This window comes from Chryseobacterium sp. GM_Chr_2, assembly GCF_026540445.1.
Taxonomy (GTDB): Bacteria; Bacteroidota; Bacteroidia; order Flavobacteriales; family Weeksellaceae; genus Chryseobacterium.
Map to the genome: position 1 here is coordinate 244,727 of NZ_JALNUD010000002.1, position 14,183 is coordinate 258,909.

Genomic DNA, 14,183 nt, shown 5'->3' on the forward strand with positions numbered 1-14,183 from the left:
GCCTCTTTAAATTTATATTTGGGTAATCGTGTAAGATCCGGTAGCATCAAAGTTGATGTTGAATTCTATTTTAAAGTTTTTTGGTGTTGATGTTAAATTGGGAATCATGATCGGGCTTCCTCCTACATCAAAATTTCCATCGCTTAAATTATCCCCTAAATATTCAGGACTTAAAAAAGTAGAAGCTGTAGAAGGTAAATAAATTCTGAATCCTGAGAAATTTGAAGATGTGACACCGTTTACCGTAACAGAAAATTTATTGGTAGAAGAATTATATGTTACAGGAGACGTTGAAATCGAAGAATTATTAACTTCTATTTGTGGACTAATATTTTCCGTAAAGATCAAGGTTGTATTGTTTACTGAATAAAATATTGTAAAAACTCTATAAAATCCGTTTGATGCAACATTTAAAAAACTTCCATTGGGTGATAGATAACCTTGCGAATCAACTCCATAAACTTGTGAACCGTTACCCGGTGATGCTATAAATTTTAGTTGGGTATTTGAAGGTAAATATTTGTATCCTATTCTTGTATCTGGCCCATTAACATTTCTTAATAATTCAGCATTAGAAGCATTAAAACTGTTATACGAACCATATAAATATAAATTGGCAGGTATAGAAGAATTAGATGCAGATGTTGTAGGCAAGCTCAAAGCTCCGTTATCATTCACGTTCAAAGTATAAGCCGTTCCATTTGGAGAAGTAAGGATAATGCCCTGTCCTGCGCCTGTCACAACCGTTTTACTTATTTGCGCATAAGGAACACTCATCAATTGATTTACCCCAACATTTACATAATTAGAACCACCTTGAGGATCAAGTTCCACTATTATAAATTTAGGATTTGTTCCCCAGTTAATGGCTCCAAAACTCCCTGTTGAAGCTGTTCCCTGACCGATATTTAAATTAACCAAACCTTTAGAGTTGGTTGTTTTCGTATGAGTTTCAGAATAGAGAACATTTCCTGTTGCAGTATTGTCTAAAATACTAACTTTTAAAGATACGTTTCCGTTTGAAATAGGCGCTCCTGAAGCATTGAAAGCAACCGTCTGATAGCTGAAAGCCTGCGGAACTTGCGCGCTTAATAAAGTTGCTAGAAATAATCCTATAGTAGCGTAAAATTTTTTCATGATAAAGAGTTTTTTTAAGGTTTTTTGATAATTTTAATAGGTTTGATTTCAGAATTTTTAAATGATAACATATAAATTCCTGGGTTTAAGTTGCGAAGATCAAGCTTGTCAGATTCAAGTTTTGCTTTAAAAACAAGTCTTCCGGCGGTATCGTACACTTCCGCTTCTTCAATTTTTGTTTTAGAATCGAGCTTTACATACACGAAATCTGTGGTCGGATTTGGATAAATCTTACGGTTTTCTTTCTGAAGTTCATTCACTCCCAAAACCTGTAAAACAGTTTGATAAAGCATTCCCATTGTTCCTGAATTTGCCTGATCAGGATCAGTCGGGATCACATAGATTTCTCCCACAGAATGCGTAAAATTATCCGCAGAAACAGCTCCCGAATTGATATTTCCAATCGCAGACTGGGCAAAACCGAAAACAGGAACTCCAAATAATAAAAGAGTAATTTTTTTTCGCATGATTATTGATTTTTTTAGGACTGCGAATATAGATAAAATTTTAGTTAAAAAACTGATTCTTAGATTAAAGAATTTTTATTTTCACTTTAAGATTAATTTAACCATTATTTGATTGAAAAAATTTATCATTTTAATTAAATTTGAAAAACTTTAAATATAAATTTATGTCAACAATCACTTTAAAAGGAAACGCAGTTAATACCATAGGAACTTTACCATCAGTAGGAACTACCATTAAAGATTTTGCTTTGGTAGATTCAGGGTTAAATGTAAAAACATTGGAAACTTTTGAAGGAAAGAAAAAAGTGTTCAACATTTTCCCAAGTATTGATACGCCCACTTGTGCATCTTCTGCAAGAAAATTCAATGAAGAAGCTTCTGCGTTGGAAAATACTGTGGTAATCAACGTTTCTAAAGATTTACCTTTTGCTTTGGGAAGATTTTGCGCAGCTGAAGGTTTAACAAATGTTGAAACTCTTTCAGATTTCAGAAGTAGTTTTGGTGATGATAATGAAGTAACCATTACAGATTCTCCTTTGAAAGGGCTTTTAAGCCGTGCGGTTATTGTAACAGATGCGGATAACAAAGTGGTTTACACAGAGCAGGTTTCTGAAATTGCAGACGAACCAAACTACGAAGCAGCTTTAGATGCTTTAAAATAAAATAGTAGAAATAAAAATTTCTAAAAAGTCTTGTGAAAATATTCGCAGGGCTTTTTTGTAATTTTACACCATAAACATCTGCGTAATCCGCCAAATCCGCGAGAGAATATTTAAATTAAAATTATTAAAAAATAAGAAACAAAACATCTGTGCAAATCTGTGGAATCAATGGTAGAAAAAAGTAGCAAAAATAAAAAATAGGCAAAAAACATTTGTGAAATTAGTGTGAGAAATTGGTGTCATTCGTGTTTAAAAAATGATTCCAATCATCAAACAATCAATATCAAAAGTCCTACCTTTACAAAATGAAACGCTCCGGAACCGCAGATTTACCCCTTCACTACGGCAAAGTACCGCCTTGGCTGTACGAACGTATGTCACTTCTCGGACTTTCAATCGTTGAGGTTATCTTAATGGATTACGGAAAAGATGAAGTTCTCCGCCGATTGGCAGATCCGTTTTGGTTTCAAAGTTTTGGCGCAGTGATGGGAATGGATTGGCATTCTTCCGGAATTACAACTTCAGTAATGGGCGCTTTAAAACGTTCGATCAATCCCAATTCTCAGTCACTTGGCTTGTATATTTGTGGTGGAAAAGGCAAATTTTCACGAGAAACTCCTTCAGAACTATTGCAAATTGCAGATAAAACGGGTCTAAACGGAAACGATTTAGTAAAAGCCAGCAAACTTTCTGCGAAGGTTGATAATACAGCAATTCAGGATGGTTACCAATTATATCTGCACAATTTTATTTTGTCTGATAACGGAAATTGGAGCGTCGTTCAACAAGGAATGCACGAATCCGACGGAACGGCAAGACGCTATCATTGGCATTCCGAAAATATAAAATCCTTTATTGAAGAACCTCACACGGGAATCAACGGAATTTCAAGAGGACAAATTTTAAATTTAACCGATTCTGAAGCTTCCGAAAACCGAAAAGGAATTTTAGATATTTCTCACACGGATTCTGCGAAAATTATGAGCGATTTTGCCAGACTAATTCTTCCGAACCATCATGATGTTCAGGCTTCTGATGTAGATTTAAAACGTCTTGGAGCGCTTTTGTACGTCACCCGCGAACAACAACCTCAAAACTTCGAAGATTTATTGATGTTGGAAGGTGTCGGTCCGCGAACGATGCAATCTTTGGCTTTGGTAAGTGAAGTCATTCACGGAGCGCCTTCGCGATTTAAAGATCCTGCAAGATTTTCCTTTGCTCATGGTGGAAAAGATGGTCATCCGTTTCCTGTTCCCACCAAAGTTTATGATGAAAGTCTTCAAATTTTAAAATCAGGAATTGAAAAATCAAAATTGGGAAATTCAGATAAATTAAAAACGTTGAATAAACTTCATCAAATTATTGAATCAACGGAAAAAGATTTCATCCCAAATTTCGATATTCAGGAAGTGATTGAAGAAGAAAGACAAAACTCATGGCGTTTCGGCGGAAAAACTGTTTTTGGAGATGCTCAGAAACCTGCGAAGCCAACGTCTATTCAACTTTCTTTGTTTTGATGAGTTATTGCGGACTTAGGAAATGGAGACGTTAAGAAAATTAGAATTTAAGCCGTTAAAAAATTCCCACTGTTTGAGCGCGAGACAAATTTAGAATGAAAAGACAAATGTTAAATTCGCGCGAGTTTTGGGAATTTTAGGATTAAGTTTTAATTTTTAGTCGGAATTTCCAGTCTTGAATTTTTCGTTCTTTTGTTTCAAGAAAAAAGGAAATATTAATTATGATTAAAATTAAAACGTTTAATAATTTAGAATTGATTCAAACAGCCTTTAACGCTAGCATGTAAAGGATTACACAAAAAAGTATCCGTTACAAATCATTATTTGTTTAATAAATCCTTCATCAATTCCAATAAAAAATCTAATTTTAAAAGATTAGAAAAACATTGACTTGATGAGCAACAAATCCTTAGAAATCTGCTACGATTTCCCATTTTTCCTAGACGAAGAGCTTGAAGAGATATTTCAGGCTCATGAAAAGATAATTTTCAGAAAAGGAGATTTCATCCTTGAAGAAGGTAAAATTGCGAATGCGTATTATATTTTGGAAAAAGGCTTGGCTCGTTCATTTGTCAATGATTTTAATGGAAATGAAGTCACGACGCACTTTTTCGTGGAAAATGAAATTATTATTGAAGTTTCTTCATTATTTCAAAGAATTCCGACCCAGGAAAATATAGTTTGTATCTCCGATTGTGAATGTTGGAGATTTGATTTTGAAACTTTTCAGGAATTATTTCACAAAATCCCGAATCTCAGAGAATGGGGACGGGCTTGGATGTCGCAGCAACTTTTCGTTTACAAACAGCGTTCTGTGGAGATGTTTACGCTTTCCGCAACAAAACGCTACCTTAATCTTTTAGAACAAAAACCTCACGTTATACAATTTGCTCCTTTGAAGCAAGTCGCTTCTTATCTGGGAGTTACAGATACTTCTTTGAGCAGAATTCGTAAAGAATTGGTTTCTCATCCGAAGAAAATTTAAATCTTGTCTTATGGCAAGTTCACTTTCACAGCAACTTGGTAATTTTGGTTTAAAGTTAAACACTAAAAAATTACAAAATGGAAATCAATCAGATTTATGTTAATCTTCCGATAAAAGATGTTCAGAAAACGAGAGAGTTTTGGACAAAATTAGGTTTTTCAATCAACGAACAATTTTCCGATGAAAAGGCAATTTGTGTAATAATGAAAACCGATCATATTTATACGATGTTTTTAAAGGAAGAATTTTTTCAAACCTTTACAAACAGGTCTATTGCAAAGGGAGAAACGACTCAGACGCTACTTTGTATTGGTGCAAACAGCCGCGAAGAAGTTGATAGTATGGTGGAAACTGCTGTTGAAAATGGGGGTTCAACGTACAGCGAACCGCAAGATCACGGTTGGATGTATCAAAGAGCTTTTGCCGATTTAAACGGACATCAATGGGAAGTCATGTTTGCAGATATGTCTAAACTTCCAACTGAATAATATTTCTAAAATTAAAACAAAAACTTTAAAAATTACAAAATGAAAATTAATCAAATCTACGTCAATCTTCCGGTAAAAGATATTCAAAAAACTAAAGAATTCTGGACAAATGTTGGGTTCTCAATCAATGATCAAATTTCAGATGAAAAAGCGGTTTGTATTGTGATGGGCGATAATATTCAAGTTATGTTTTTGGAAGAAGAATTTTTTCAGACTTTTTCTGAAAGACCAACTCCAAAAGGCGATACAACGCAGGTTTTGGTAGCGATTGGATTAGATAGTCGTGAAGAAGTAGACCAAGTTGTGAATGCTGCAGTTGCGAACGGAGCTTATCAGCATGAAGAATCGCAGGATCACGGTTGGATGTATCAAAATTCTTTTTGGGATATCAATGGACATGGCTGGAATGTCATTTTTGCAGATCCGTCACAGCTTCCGACTGAATAATTTAAACATTAATTTCATAAATATTTCTCACAAATTTCACAGATATTTTTTCCAGTGAAACGGAAACATCTGCACAATCATCAAAATCTGCGAGAGGAAAAATAAGCAGTATAAATGAAGTTAAAATTTGTGAATTCGTGGCAAAATCAAAAAAACAATCAAAATGGATACACCAAAATCAAAAAAATTAGAAATCATCATCCCGGCATTTCGAGGTCATAGTCAGAATTTTTTGATGGTACTTAATGGAATTTCAGAAGAAGATGCTTTGAAAAGAATTGAAGGTAGAACCAACCATATTATATGGATGGTTGGCAATTTTCTGGATATGCGTTATGCTTTGGGATTTGTTCTCGGACTTCAGGAAGATTTTGAATTCAAAGACTTTTTCTTTCAGGGAAAAGCATTGGATGAAAGTTTAAATTATCCGACTTTACAACAATTAAAAGAATCTTTTCATAAAATTTCACCATTAGTTTACCAAAGATTATTGGAAGTTACGGACGAAGAATTAGACAAAGCATTTCCAATGGGAATGAACATCGATTTCTTCCCAGAAACTGTCCTGAATTTTGTTGGAATGTGTATCGGTCGTGAAGATTATCTGTGCGGACAAATCGGGTTGATGCGCAGAATTCTGAATTACGAAGGAATGAAATACGACTTTGATAAAGATTTAAAATACTAAATATGAATCCGGTTGAAAAAGGTCATAAGCCAATCAATGGAATCAAGATATATTACGAAATCTATGGTTCCGGAAAACCTTTGGTATTAATTCATGGCGGCGGAGGTTCAATTTTGTTTGATTATAAAGAAGTGATTTCAAGATTGGAAAACAAATTTCAATTAATTGGAATCGATTTACAAAATCACGGAATGTCCGAACATCGCGATATTCCTGAAACTTTCGAACAAGACGCTCATGATGTTGCTGCTCTTTTGAAAGAATTAAATATTAAAAAAGCTTCATTTTTGGGTTTCAGTAACGGCGGAAGTACAGTGATTCAAATTGCTCATCTTTATCCCGAAATGATAGATAGATTAATCGTGGCATCTGCATTTTACAAAAAAGATGGAATGATGGATGGCTTTTTTGAGAGAATGACAGACGTAACTTTTGAGTCGATGCCGGAACCTTTGAAAATTAACTTTTTAAACTTAAATCCAGATTTTTCGGCATTAGAAAATATGTTCGATAAAGACAGCAAAAGAATGCAGACTTTTGAAGACTGGAGCGAAGATATTTTGAGAAGTATTAAAGCTCCAACTTTATTTATTTCAGGAGATAAAGACATTATAAAACCAGAACACGTTGTGGAAATGTGGCGTTTGGTGGAAGGTTCTCAAATGATGATTCTTCCCGCGACTCACGGTTCATATATTATGGCTGATTTTGGAGGTAATTTTGATGAAAAATTAATTGACTTTACAGTAAACGAGGTTGAGAAATTTTTGAATAAATAAACTTAAAATTAACTATTAAAGAAAATTTTTCAATCCAGTTTGCTTTTTTCAGAACGAAAAATAAGCATATCAAAAAAACATTCAACCTTTGCTGAGTGAAAAGCCTTTGCGAACAAAAAATATTCTCAAACATCTTAAAGAAAATCTTTGCGCACTTTGCGTTTAAAAAAACAGAAGATTGCCACGTCGCAAGCTCCTCGCAATGACAAACTTTTAAAAATACATATTATGGCTAAATTAAATCCGTATTTAAATTTTGATGGGAAAGCAGAAGAAGCTTTCAATTTTTACAAATCCGTTTTTGGTGGAGAATTTTTAGGTGAAATTCACAAAATGGGAAACGCTCCCGGAACTGAAAATTTATCCGACGAAGAAAAAAACAGAGTGATGCACATCGCGCTTCCGATTGGTGGAGATTTGTTGATGGCATCGGATATCGTTCCAAGTTTCGGACAAAATCTGACTGTTGGAAATAACAATTATGTTTCTATTTTTCCGGACTCAAGAGAAGAAGCAGATCGGCTTTTTAAGGGACTTTCGGAAGGTGGAAATGTAGAAATGCCTATTGAAGATCAGTTTTGGGGAGATTATTTCGGAAGCTTTCAGGATAAATATGGAGTTCATTGGATGGTGAACTATAATGAAGAATACACAAAATAATCTTATCTTTAACTAAATTATTAAAAAGGGTAACTGAAAATTTTTCGTTGCCCTTTTTACTCTACTTAAAAAAATACAATTATGGAACCTATTAAAATTGACATTACGATTTTAGCGCCTGTTCAGAAAGTTTGGGATTATTATAATGAGCCTAAACATATTACTAAATGGAATTTTGCCCACGAATCCTGGCAATGCCCAAGTTCTGAAAACGATCTTCGTGTAGGAGGGAAATTCAAAAACAGAATGGAAGCAAAAGACGGAAGTTTCGGATTTGATTTTGAAGGAATTTATGATGAAGTAATTCCAAATGAGAGAATAAAATACCATCTTGAAGATAGTAGAAATGTTGATATTACCTTCGATAAGATTGATGAAAACACAACGAAAGTAAAGATCATTTTTGATCCCGAAAAACAAAATTCATTGGAAATGCAAAGAGAAGGTTGGTATGCGATTTTGAATAATTTCCATAAATATGTAGAAAATAATTAATTATAATCTTTTCAAAATCATGATAAATTTAGTAATAATGGCGAAGTGTTTAAGTTCCATTTGCGCTGTGAATCATGTTGCTAAGGGAGTTTTTTTGCAAGGTGTTATTGCGATGCCTGCAAGAAAAGCTTTGGAAAGAGAGAAGATTGATTCTTTGGAAAAACTTTGTGGTTATTCCGAGAAAGAAATTATGCAGCTGCATGGCTTCGGGAAAAATGCAATGCAAAAACTGAAAATTTACATGAATGAAAATCATGTTTTTTTTAAAAACTAATGTCATTGCGAGAAGCGAAGCGACGAAGCAATCTCATTAATTTTTTTAAATTCTCACGAAAAAGACTATTTTAACAACGAAAATTGGTATTGATTCATGTTTATATCTAAATTAAAAACTATATGAATAACGATATTTTCCCGTGCCTTTGGTACGATGGAGACGCCAAAGAATCTGCAGAGTTTTACTGTAAAGTATTTGACGGAAAAATTACCGCAGATACACCTGTTGTAATGAATATTGATCTTTTTGGTCAAAAATTAATGTTATTAAACGGAGGGCCGCAATTTAAGAAAAATGCTTCCGTTTCATTTATGGTCATTTGTGAAACGGAAGATGAGGTTCAGAGATATTGGGATCAATTGCTGGAAAACGGAATGGCTTTAATGCCTTTAGATTCTTATTCCTGGAGTAAAAAATATGGCTGGGTTAAAGATAAATATGATGTAACCTGGCAAATATTTTTAGGAGAAAAACAATCTGAGCAAAAAATTATTCCGACTTTAATGTTTATTCATGAAAATAATGGAAAAGCACAGGAAGCAATGGAATTGTATACTCACACTTTTCCAAACTCCAATATTGAAAATATTCTAAGGTATGGAGATGGAAGTGAAGGTCATCCAATCCCGGAACCTGCCGAAAATATTCAACATGCGCATTTTGAAATTGATGGTTACAGTTTTTTCTGCATGGATAATTCGTATGACCACAAGTTTGATTTTAATGAAGGAATTTCAATGGTTATCATGACCAATGATCAGGAAGAAACCGATAAATATTGGAATACTTTGGCTTTGGATGGCGGAAGAGAAAGCATGTGCGGTTGGCTGAAAGATAAATATGGTTTTAGCTGGCAAATTGTCCCGAAAAAATTGATCCAGTTAATGAGCGATCCGGATGCGATAAAAGCGCAAAAGGTTGTTCAGGCGATGATGAGAATGCAGAAAATAATTATTCAGGATTTAGAAAATGCTTATGATTCTTAAGATATAGGCTGGATGATGGAAGCTGGAGGTTGGAAGTTTTTTTCGACCGTTAAAAACTTCAAGCTTCCATCATTTAGCCTCCCAACTTTCTTCTTCGGCTTGCTGTTTGATGTATTTAGAAAAAGATTTGCTTATGAAGACACAGAACAAGTCACAATCTAAATCAAAAGTTCCGAAGGAAGGGGTATATCCCGAAATTATTCGTAAAAACTATTTGGGAAGCAAGAAGCTTCTCAATAAAAAAGCAGTCATTTCAGGTGGTGACAGCGGAATCGGGCAGGCAGTTGCTGTTCACTTTGCAAGAGAAGGGGCTGATGTTGCAATTATTTATAACGAAAGCGATAAAGATGCTAAAGAAACAAAGAAACTGGTAGAGAAAGAAGGTAGAAAATGTACTTTAATTAAAGGTGATTTAACCAAAAAAGCTTTCAGAACAAGATGCGTGGAAAAGATCAAAAAAGATTGGAGAACACTGGATATCTTGGTAAATAATGCCGGAATTCAGTTTCCTAAAAATAATATAGAAAATATTTCTGAGGATCAGATCCAGAAAACTTTTGATACCAATATTATTTCAATGATTGCTCTAACCAGAGATTTTTTATCATTAATGCAAAAAGGAGCAAGAATTATTTGTACAACGTCGGTTACAGCATATCGAGGAAGCGATCATCTGATCGATTATTCTGCTACTAAAGGAGCAATTGCCACCTTCATCAGATCTTTAGCTGTTAATATTGCTGAAAGAGGTATTGTGGTGAATGGAGTTGCACCGGGCCCAATCTGGACGCCACTTGTGAAAGAAACTTTCGATGAGCTTTCAACATTTGGAAAAGACAATCCGCTGAAACGCGCTGGCCAGCCCTCGGAAGTGGCACCTGCGTATGTTTTTCTGGCTTCGGAAGATGCCAATTTTATCACTGGCGAAATCATTCATATTAATGGAGGCGACTTTGTCGGAGGATAATTACAATTTAAAAATCAAAATAACTCAATTTTTAATCACAGCTAATTTTAAATATTAATAATGAAAATTTTAAATTTTGACATTGAAATCAATGCGTCTCCCGAAAAAGTTTGGAGTGTACTTTGGGCAGATATTTCTTTTAGACAATGGACTTCGGCTTTTACGAAAGGTTCTTTTTATGAAGGAACACTTGAGGAAGGAAGTATCGTAAAATTCCTTGATCCTGATAATAATGGAATGTATAGCAGAGTAGAGAAAAACATTCCGAATGAAGAAATGAAATTTCTGCATTTAGGAGAAATTTATGATGGCGTAGAAACTGCGCAAGAATGGGGAGAAGCAACAGAAACCTATATCTTGGAAGAAAATGAAGAAGGTGTTTTATTGAAAATTATTATTCATACTTCTGATGAGTTTAAAGAATTTTTTGAAGATAAACTTCCTTTAGCTTTATCGAATGTAAAACATCTTTCAGAAAATCAACTTTAATTAATTGTATTAGTCAAAAAACATCAATTCAATAAAAGCAAAATTATGGAAACTTTATCTTACGAAATAGTAATCAATGCCTCTCAACAGAAGGTTTGGGATGTGCTTTGGAATGAGCAAACCTATGCTCAATGGACAAAATTTTTCAATCCAGCTTCTGATTCTTTTATGAAAACCGATTGGAAAGTTGGCGGTAAAACATACTTTACCAATGCAGAAGGTGAAGGGATGGTTTCCACAATTGACAGTCTTGAAGAGCCGAATCAAATCATTTTCAAACATTTAGGAATGATTGATAAGGAAGGGAATGAAGATACGGAAAGCATGGAAGTCAAACAATGGAGCGGCTGTTTTGAAAAATATATCTTGATTGATTTTGATGGAAAAACAAAGCTTCATGCTGAGGTTCAGGTGGAAAAAGAATGGCAGGATCATATGAATACAGGTTTTACAAAAGGTTTGGAAATTGTGAAAGATCTTGCTGAAAATCAGATGTAATCATTAAAAACAAAAATCAAGTATGAAATTATTAACCATTCTTTTTGTAACCTTTATTATAGCTTTATTAGGAACGAAAATTTTTCATGGAAGCTGGAATTTTCTATTTTCTGGAAATTTGGGAATGGCAGTTTTCATCATATTTACGGGACTTGCGCATTTCAAATTTCAAAAAGGAATGGCGATGATGATTCCGGATTTTATTCCTGCGAAAATATTTTGGGTATATTTTACAGGAATCATTGAAATTGGAGCAGGAATTGGCTTGATGTTTCCTTCAATAAGAGAAATTACGGCAGTTTTGTTAATTATTTTCTATATTTTGGTTTTTGTGGCAAATATTACTTCATCAAATAAAAAAGTAAATCTTTTCAAAGCAGATTATTCCGGGCCGGGAATGAATTATCTTTATAAAGAGCGACTTCCAATGCAGATTATCCTAATTGCATGGACTTGGTTTTTTGGAATTTATTTGAATTAAATAATATTGGAAAGTAAGGGCTTTCCTTTTTTAATGTTAAAAAATTCACAAATTGTAGACAAAATGTAACATTTTAGACTTAAAAAATGTCTTATAGTAAAAATTAGTTCGTTTAACCAAAACCATGAAATATGAATTTAAATTCTAAGATTTTCGGAATCACACAGGTTGTAATTTCTACCATTATGATGAACGCACAAAGTACGAATGCCAAACTACCAGGCGATCCCGCGCTGGTTTCTAACAAGGCAACAATAGACAAGCTTATTAATTATGACAAAGGAAACTTCAAATATAAAGTTGAAGATTATTTCGCTCGTCCAAAAGCTTCTCAATTCAAGATTTCTCCTGACGGACAGTATCTTTCCTATAAAGAAAAGGACAAAGACAGTAAAAATCATGTGTATGTAAAAGACCTCAAATCAGGGAAAATTACAAAAGCATTAGTTGAAAAAGATGATCTGATTAGAAGTTACGGCTGGCTGGATAAAAAACGATTATTTTACACCCAAGATCGTGGTGGGAATGAAAATATTCATTTGTATGCTGCGGATATTGATGGGAAAAATTTAAAGGATTTAACACCTTTTGACGGAATTACTTTAGGAATGGTTCGCCTTATAAAAGATACCCCTTTTGTGATTGTGACGATGAACAAAAATAATAAACAGATCTTTGAACCGTACAAGATCAATTTCAACACGGGTGAAACTACTCAGCTGTATGAAAATAAAGATGTTAACAGCCCGATTGATGATTATCTTTTTGATAAAGACGGAAATTTGAGAGGCTATAGTATTCTTGAAAATGGTTTGACGACAAAATTGTATTACAAAGATTTAGCGACAGGAAAGTTTAATCTTTTAAAATCAACAGATTGGAAAGACGGCTTCAATGTAATTAGCTTTAATGATAATTCTAAAAATAAAGATGAAGCATACGTTGTAACAAATCTTGATAGCGATAAATCGAGAATTGTACTGTATGATTTAAAGAAAAATTCTATTATTAAAGAAATTTATTCTAATCCGACTTTTGATGTAAGTTCGATAAGTAAAGCCGGGAAAAACAGAAATTATGAACTGGATTACATCAGCTATAACGGAATTAAAAATGAAACGATTCCCGTAAGTAATTTTTACAAGACCATTCATGATAAATTGAGCGCTGAGTTTGATGACAAACAGTTTTCTATTGTTTCTTCGGATGATAATAATGATAAATTGCTTGTGGTGGTTGATAGTGATAAATTGTACGGAAAGTATTATGAATACGATACAAAATCTAAAACAACCAAGCTTCTTTTTGATCTGATGCCTCAATTGAAAGAGGAAGATATGGCAGAAATGCGCCCGATTGAGTTTAAGAGCAGAGATGGCTTAACGATTCATGGATATATTACCTTACCAAAAGCGGCTTTGGAAGGTAAAAAAGTTCCATTGATTGTGAATCCTCACGGAGGGCCGCAGGGTATTAGAGATGATTGGGGCTTTAATCCTGAAACGCAATTGTTTGCAAGTAGAGGATATGCGACATTGCAGGTTAATTTCAGAATTTCAGGAGGTTATGGTAAAAAATTCCAGACTTCGGGTTATAAGCAGATTGGAAGAAAAGCAATGGATGATGTGGAAGATGGTGTAAAATACGCGATTGAGCAAGGCTGGATTGATAAAGATAAAGTGGCCATCTATGGCGGAAGTCATGGTGGTTATGCGACTTTAATGGGATTAATTAAAACTCCGGATCTTTATTCTTGTGGGGTTGATTATGTTGGAGTTTCCAATATTTTCACCTTTTTCGATTCTTTCCCAGAATACTGGAAACCTTATAAAGAAATGGTAAAGCAAATCTGGTATGACCTTGACAATCCTGAGGAAGCAAAGATTGCTAAAGAAGTTTCACCAGTCTTTCAGATTGATAAAATTAAGAAACCATTGTTTGTAGTTCAAGGAGCAAATGATCCGAGAGTAAATATCAACGAATCTGATCAGATTGTAAAAGCGTTGAGAGGAAAAGGTTTTGAAGTTCCTTATATGGTAAAATATGATGAAGGTCACGGGTTTGGTAAAGAACCTAATCGACTGGAATTTTATAAATCGATGTTAGGGTTCTTCGCGGAAAATTTTAATAAATAAAATCTACGGTTTTTATAATTAATTA

Annotated in this window: 18 protein-coding genes; 16 read left to right on the plus strand and 2 right to left on the minus strand. The window is 34.0% G+C overall.

What is annotated here, in order from left to right; all coding sequences use genetic code 11:
- Positions 1–12: 12 nt before the first annotated feature.
- The gene (locus OXQ85_RS04470; protein ID WP_267402609.1) at positions 13–1,137 is read right to left on the minus strand and encodes a hypothetical protein; all 1,125 of its coding nucleotides are present in this window, start codon (positions 1,135–1,137) and stop codon (positions 13–15) included.
- 14 nt (positions 1,138–1,151) lie between these two features.
- Complete coding sequence (locus OXQ85_RS04475) at positions 1,152–1,604, minus strand: T9SS type A sorting domain-containing protein (RefSeq protein WP_267402610.1); 453 nt, start codon at positions 1,602–1,604, stop codon at positions 1,152–1,154.
- Positions 1,605–1,768: 164 nt separating this feature from the next.
- Here OXQ85_RS04475 and tpx point away from each other — a divergent pair, with 164 nt between their 5' ends.
- The 16 genes from tpx (at position 1,769) to OXQ85_RS04555 (ending at position 14,158) form a co-directional block, all read left to right on the plus strand.
- The gene (gene tpx / locus OXQ85_RS04480) at positions 1,769–2,266 is read left to right on the plus strand and encodes a thiol peroxidase (protein WP_267402611.1); all 498 of its coding nucleotides are present in this window, start codon (positions 1,769–1,771) and stop codon (positions 2,264–2,266) included.
- 305 nt (positions 2,267–2,571) lie between these two features.
- The gene (locus OXQ85_RS04485; protein ID WP_267402612.1) at positions 2,572–3,783 is read left to right on the plus strand and encodes a DUF763 domain-containing protein; all 1,212 of its coding nucleotides are present in this window, start codon (positions 2,572–2,574) and stop codon (positions 3,781–3,783) included.
- A gap of 394 nt (positions 3,784–4,177) precedes the next feature.
- Complete coding sequence (locus tag OXQ85_RS04490; RefSeq protein ID WP_267402613.1) at positions 4,178–4,768, plus strand: Crp/Fnr family transcriptional regulator; 591 nt, start codon at positions 4,178–4,180, stop codon at positions 4,766–4,768.
- A 77-nt stretch (positions 4,769–4,845) separates the two neighbouring features.
- Positions 4,846–5,256: a VOC family protein gene (locus OXQ85_RS04495; protein WP_267402614.1), complete on the plus strand. Its 411-nt coding sequence runs from the start codon at positions 4,846–4,848 to the stop codon at positions 5,254–5,256.
- Positions 5,257–5,295: 39 nt separating this feature from the next.
- Positions 5,296–5,703, plus strand: coding sequence for a VOC family protein (locus OXQ85_RS04500; RefSeq protein WP_267402615.1), 408 nt, complete (start codon positions 5,296–5,298; stop codon positions 5,701–5,703).
- Positions 5,704–5,866: 163 nt separating this feature from the next.
- Complete coding sequence (locus OXQ85_RS04505; protein ID WP_267402616.1) at positions 5,867–6,391, plus strand: DinB family protein; 525 nt, start codon at positions 5,867–5,869, stop codon at positions 6,389–6,391.
- Positions 6,392–6,393: 2 nt separating this feature from the next.
- Positions 6,394–7,170 carry an alpha/beta hydrolase gene (locus OXQ85_RS04510; protein WP_267402617.1) on the plus strand — a complete coding sequence of 259 codons (777 nt, stop codon included), beginning with the start codon at positions 6,394–6,396 and terminating at the stop codon, positions 7,168–7,170.
- 228 nt (positions 7,171–7,398) lie between these two features.
- A complete protein-coding gene (locus OXQ85_RS04515) occupies positions 7,399–7,830 on the plus strand; it encodes a VOC family protein (protein ID WP_267402618.1) in 432 nt (143 codons plus the stop codon).
- 81 nt (positions 7,831–7,911) lie between these two features.
- Positions 7,912–8,325 carry an SRPBCC family protein gene (locus OXQ85_RS04520; RefSeq protein WP_267402619.1) on the plus strand — a complete coding sequence of 138 codons (414 nt, stop codon included), beginning with the start codon at positions 7,912–7,914 and terminating at the stop codon, positions 8,323–8,325.
- A gap of 37 nt (positions 8,326–8,362) precedes the next feature.
- On the plus strand, positions 8,363–8,599 hold the full coding sequence (locus OXQ85_RS04525) for a hypothetical protein (protein WP_267402620.1): 237 nt from the start codon (positions 8,363–8,365) through the stop codon (positions 8,597–8,599).
- Positions 8,600–8,721: 122 nt separating this feature from the next.
- Positions 8,722–9,588: a VOC family protein gene (locus tag OXQ85_RS04530; RefSeq protein WP_267402621.1), complete on the plus strand. Its 867-nt coding sequence runs from the start codon at positions 8,722–8,724 to the stop codon at positions 9,586–9,588.
- 133 nt (positions 9,589–9,721) lie between these two features.
- Positions 9,722–10,555, plus strand: a complete 834-nt coding sequence (locus tag OXQ85_RS04535; protein WP_267402622.1) for an SDR family oxidoreductase — start codon at positions 9,722–9,724, stop codon at positions 10,553–10,555.
- Positions 10,556–10,615: 60 nt separating this feature from the next.
- On the plus strand, positions 10,616–11,044 hold the full coding sequence (locus OXQ85_RS04540) for an SRPBCC domain-containing protein (RefSeq protein WP_267402623.1): 429 nt from the start codon (positions 10,616–10,618) through the stop codon (positions 11,042–11,044).
- A gap of 45 nt (positions 11,045–11,089) precedes the next feature.
- Entirely contained in the window at positions 11,090–11,542 is a 453-nt protein-coding gene (locus tag OXQ85_RS04545; protein ID WP_267402624.1) for an SRPBCC domain-containing protein, read from the plus strand.
- Positions 11,543–11,564: 22 nt separating this feature from the next.
- A complete protein-coding gene (locus OXQ85_RS04550; protein ID WP_267402625.1) occupies positions 11,565–12,023 on the plus strand; it encodes a hypothetical protein in 459 nt (152 codons plus the stop codon).
- Between the two features lie 131 nt (positions 12,024–12,154).
- On the plus strand, positions 12,155–14,158 hold the full coding sequence (locus OXQ85_RS04555) for a S9 family peptidase (protein ID WP_267402626.1): 2,004 nt from the start codon (positions 12,155–12,157) through the stop codon (positions 14,156–14,158).
- Positions 14,159–14,183: the final 25 nt, after the last annotated feature.

What these genes read in the sequence shown, in the direction of transcription:
- tpx (WP_267402611.1), top strand. Translation starts at nt 1,769, where the DNA reads ATGTCAACAATCACTTTAAAAGGAAACGCAGTTAATACCATAGGAACT.
- OXQ85_RS04535 (WP_267402622.1), top strand. Translation starts at nt 9,722, where the DNA reads ATGAAGACACAGAACAAGTCACAATCTAAATCAAAAGTTCCGAAGGAA.
- OXQ85_RS04550 (WP_267402625.1), top strand. Translation starts at nt 11,565, where the DNA reads ATGAAATTATTAACCATTCTTTTTGTAACCTTTATTATAGCTTTATTA.
- OXQ85_RS04505 (WP_267402616.1), top strand. Translation starts at nt 5,867, where the DNA reads ATGGATACACCAAAATCAAAAAAATTAGAAATCATCATCCCGGCATTT.
- OXQ85_RS04540 (WP_267402623.1), top strand. Translation starts at nt 10,616, where the DNA reads ATGAAAATTTTAAATTTTGACATTGAAATCAATGCGTCTCCCGAAAAA.
- OXQ85_RS04490 (WP_267402613.1), top strand. Translation starts at nt 4,178, where the DNA reads ATGAGCAACAAATCCTTAGAAATCTGCTACGATTTCCCATTTTTCCTA.
- OXQ85_RS04530 (WP_267402621.1), top strand. Translation starts at nt 8,722, where the DNA reads ATGAATAACGATATTTTCCCGTGCCTTTGGTACGATGGAGACGCCAAA.
- OXQ85_RS04495 (WP_267402614.1), top strand. Translation starts at nt 4,846, where the DNA reads ATGGAAATCAATCAGATTTATGTTAATCTTCCGATAAAAGATGTTCAG.
- OXQ85_RS04525 (WP_267402620.1), top strand. Translation starts at nt 8,363, where the DNA reads ATGGCGAAGTGTTTAAGTTCCATTTGCGCTGTGAATCATGTTGCTAAG.
- OXQ85_RS04510 (WP_267402617.1), top strand. Translation starts at nt 6,394, where the DNA reads ATGAATCCGGTTGAAAAAGGTCATAAGCCAATCAATGGAATCAAGATA.
- OXQ85_RS04545 (WP_267402624.1), top strand. Translation starts at nt 11,090, where the DNA reads ATGGAAACTTTATCTTACGAAATAGTAATCAATGCCTCTCAACAGAAG.
- OXQ85_RS04470 (WP_267402609.1), bottom strand. Translation starts at nt 1,137, where the DNA reads ATGAAAAAATTTTACGCTACTATAGGATTATTTCTAGCAACTTTATTA.
- OXQ85_RS04515 (WP_267402618.1), top strand. Translation starts at nt 7,399, where the DNA reads ATGGCTAAATTAAATCCGTATTTAAATTTTGATGGGAAAGCAGAAGAA.
- OXQ85_RS04520 (WP_267402619.1), top strand. Translation starts at nt 7,912, where the DNA reads ATGGAACCTATTAAAATTGACATTACGATTTTAGCGCCTGTTCAGAAA.
- OXQ85_RS04475 (WP_267402610.1), bottom strand. Translation starts at nt 1,604, where the DNA reads ATGCGAAAAAAAATTACTCTTTTATTATTTGGAGTTCCTGTTTTCGGT.
- OXQ85_RS04485 (WP_267402612.1), top strand. Translation starts at nt 2,572, where the DNA reads ATGAAACGCTCCGGAACCGCAGATTTACCCCTTCACTACGGCAAAGTA.
- OXQ85_RS04555 (WP_267402626.1), top strand. Translation starts at nt 12,155, where the DNA reads ATGAATTTAAATTCTAAGATTTTCGGAATCACACAGGTTGTAATTTCT.
- OXQ85_RS04500 (WP_267402615.1), top strand. Translation starts at nt 5,296, where the DNA reads ATGAAAATTAATCAAATCTACGTCAATCTTCCGGTAAAAGATATTCAA.